General features: G+C 63.8%; 4 protein-coding genes. 3 read left to right on the forward strand and 1 reads right to left on the reverse strand.

All coding sequences use genetic code 11. The features are described from left to right. Positions 1–636 precede the first annotated feature (636 nt). The 3 genes from ACP5E6_RS17370 to ACP5E6_RS17380 are packed head-to-tail and all read left to right on the forward strand — an operon-like array spanning position 637 to position 2127. Positions 637–921 carry a hypothetical protein gene (locus ACP5E6_RS17370; protein WP_427956327.1) on the forward strand — a complete coding sequence of 95 codons (285 nt, stop codon included), beginning with the start codon at positions 637–639 and terminating at the stop codon, positions 919–921. After that, complete coding sequence (locus tag ACP5E6_RS17375) at positions 921–1628, forward strand: SOS response-associated peptidase (RefSeq protein WP_427956330.1); 708 nt, start codon at positions 921–923, stop codon at positions 1626–1628. The genes ACP5E6_RS17370 and ACP5E6_RS17375 overlap by 1 nt, the downstream gene beginning before the upstream one ends. Before the next feature lie 46 nt (positions 1629–1674). Beyond that, entirely contained in the window at positions 1675–2127 is a 453-nt protein-coding gene (locus ACP5E6_RS17380) for a hypothetical protein (RefSeq protein WP_427956333.1), read from the forward strand. Between the two features lie 63 nt (positions 2128–2190). Here ACP5E6_RS17380 and ACP5E6_RS17385 read toward each other — a convergent pair whose 3' ends face one another. Then, a complete protein-coding gene (locus ACP5E6_RS17385; RefSeq protein WP_427956335.1) occupies positions 2191–3219 on the reverse strand; it encodes a DUF3991 domain-containing protein in 1029 nt (342 codons plus the stop codon). Positions 3220–3326 lie beyond the last annotated feature (107 nt).

Genomic DNA, 3326 nt, shown 5'->3' on the forward strand with positions numbered 1-3326 from the left:
ATTCATCCATGAAGCGGTTTCGGTCCGGAGGGCGGGCCAATTCGCGTCGGCGGTTTCGAGAGTGCGGACGATGGTCTGCATCTCCTCGACGCCGGGGCAGCTGAGGATGACATGTTCCCGCCAGTTGGCGCATTTATCGGTGTTGATGGACATCGTGATCTCCATTGTTGGAATTATCTTCATTTCGAAGACAATTGCCGTCCCTCATGGAGCGAGGCCGGTGGCCAGGGCGCGAGGCATGGCATTTCCGAAGGGTCCGAAGCTCGACCGAAGCGGGCTGGCCGCAGGCGGCAGATCGCCGCCCGCGGCCAGGCCACCTGAGGGAGACTGAGGGCCGTTTGGCAATGCCATGCCTCGCCCCTTGCCGCCGGCTTCGCTCCATGAGAGGACTTCATCCTCGTTCGTCGATGGTTCGTTTCATGACAGGACTTCGTTTCGAGTTATCTTTTTCGGGCTTTTTCGATGGCAGATCCTGGTGCGCCTCGTGCCGGTTCGTCGCGGTCGATTGCCGAAGACAGCGCGCTCTATGATAGATTTCCGGCAATGGGCGATATCGGTCGGTGGGTCAGTCGATCCGGTTGCACGGCATGAAAATGATCGCGATCATCGTTCGGATATTTCCCGGTCGGATGTCGAATGACGTTTGACCAGACCAAGTCCTCTGAGAACGGGCATCGCTGGACCGAGGACGAGGACCGGATCCTCTATGAGGGATTTCTCCTCAACGAGAAGCCGAGGATCATCAGCGTCAGATGCGGCCGGAGCCTTACGGCTATCCGTCGACGAATGATCCGTCTTGATCTGATCGACGCGAACGGGGTGCGCAACAACGATCCTCCGCTGTTCGATGAAATCCGCGCGAGGTTTCATGGCGGCGGGACTGCGGCCGCCGTTGAACCGGCCAAGGAGACCAATTGCTGATGTGTGGCCGTATCGCGCAGGCATTTCCTGAAGGGTCGCTTGATCGACTGCTTGGCAGCAAGGGCGCTTCTGTTCCGTGCGCCGAGCGCTGGAACGTCGCACCGAGCGATGGCGTGCTGGCGGTATGTCGAGGCCAGGGCCGCGGCCGGGTGGGCTGCACGGCTGACTGGGGATTTCTGCCGCCCTGGGAGAAGATCCCTGAACTCGCGAAGATACGGCCGATCAACGCGAAGGCCGAAACCGTCGCCAGCAACAAGATGTTCAGCACCGCGTTCAAAAACCGTCGATGCCTTGTGCCGGTCCGCTGCTGGTATGAATGGAAACCGGTCGCACCGGGGCTGAAGCAACCTTATGCGATGGGGCGAACGGATGGGCAGCCGATCGCACTCGGCGGCATCATTTCGCTGAGGCGGCCCCATCGGGATTATCCGCCGGAACTCTCGCTCGCGATCATCACCACGCAAGCACCGGATGCGCTGGCAGATATCCATGGCCGGGCGCCCCTCGTCATCGATGAAGCGGATTGGCCGATCTGGCTTGGTGAAACCTCCGGGGATCCGTCGGCCATCCTCGCGCGCAGTGCTGCCGGTGACGTTCCGGCCTGGCCGGTGTCGCGCACGGTCAATCGTGTGGGTACGGATGGTCCCGCCCTGATCGAGCCGGTCGAGATCGAGGCGTGGACAATGGCGACTGAGGGTCACGCATGAGGTATAAGCGGATCGTGAGACATGATGATCCCACTGTGGGCAAGCCATGAACGGGCAGGGTAGGGGCGTCGACAGTTTCGCCGATGCGCCGGCACCGGCCGTGCAGCGCATGGTCGGGCGGTGGCCCGTTGCGAGCGGGCTAATCCTGGCCGGGACCTATGCCGCGATCGCGATCCACACCGGAATTGCCGCATGGCATTTCCAGATCGGTGGTGAACTCGGCAAGCTGGGAATCAGAGTGATCTGGCTTGCCCTGATGATCTTGCTGCCGGTGATGTATTGGACGTTCTGGGTTGCCAGCCGGTTGCGGTGGGTGAGGGGGCAGATCATGGCGGTGTCGGTGAACGACGACGGGCCGGAGACGGCCGGGATCATCCGCAGCGGCACTCGTCTTCTCGTCTGGTCGGAGCGGAGCCATCTCGTGGCCAACTGGTCGCTGTGGGTCGCGACGGCGATGGCGGTGATCGGTCTCGGCCTCATCATTCGGGCTCAGAGCTGACGCCGCAGCGACCTGTGCGATCCCGTCTCGGCTGATCCTGTCAGGAGCCCCGTCGCAGGATGATCAGATTCCGGCTTTCATCAGGACCTCGTTCCAATCCTTCGCGTCTCCGGGTGGCCGCAACCGTTCGACGGTCACGACGATCGGTGCGATCATCGCCTCAATGCGCGCAGCGTGGTGATCGCCGGGGCGGTCATCATCTGTGGCGATGATCAGGGTGCCGCCGACCGATCCGAGATTCTCGACCAGGTGACGCAGTGCCGTGACGGTGCCTGGTCCCAGCCCGCCAGTGGTGGCAGCATAGATCGTGTCGATCCGGCCCTGCTCGAGGGCCGCGAGGCTGAGGGCGTCGATCGGCGCTTCGGTCACCGCAACCCGGCGGTACACGCCGATCGTGCCACCAGGCGCGAAACGGAACAAGCTCTTCTGTCCGCCGCGGAGCACCCCCCGGAAATCGGGACCACGCGCCTCGATCCCGGTCAGCGTGCCCTCGTGGTCCCGATGGGCAAACCAGGCGCAGCCGAACCCACCCGCCCGGACGCAATCCTGCGCTGCAGCGGCGGTCAGGATAGCAGCAGGCAAGCGCCGCTCGCCGGCGAGATACTCCCAGGCTTGCGTGGTCGGGCGCAGCGCTGGCTTCGCCTTCCAGCGAACCAGCGGCGAGAGTGCCTGCTTCGGGTCTGGCAATGACGTGGTCACCGCAACCGGTCGCGCGGGAGCGACGCCGGCGATCGCGCGCAGGGTCTTGCGGACATGACCGAAGTTGCACTCCGGATGGAGGAACTGGATCAGGGTGAAGCAATCGCCCTTCTCCGCGCCGAGCGGGTTCCACCAGCCCTTGTCGTCATGGTTCACGATCAGGATCTCGCCGGCACTGCGGCGGTATTTCACCGCGTGGCGTGAACTCTCGGTGGCATCGACCTTCCATCCTTCGCGTTCGAGGATGACGGAGCACGAGACGGTCCGCCGGAGCAGATCGACCTCGCCCGCGTCGTTTTCACGGTTGCCCCGTCTGGTGTCGGATCGCCGGCCGGGACGGGGCGGGTATCCGGTGGTGTCGGTGGTGTCGGTGGTGTCGGTGGATGAGATCATGGCGAAGCTCCTGGTCTGGGTTCATCGACGAAAGGCGGTCATGCCTTTCGGCGGACGCCACGCGGCGAGATGCGGGTGGGGTGGGTGAAACGCAGGCGAGCGCGGCC

Origin of the sequence: Acidiphilium sp. (assembly GCF_049977125.1) — a bacterium.
GTDB lineage: Bacteria > Pseudomonadota > Alphaproteobacteria > Acetobacterales > Acetobacteraceae > Acidiphilium.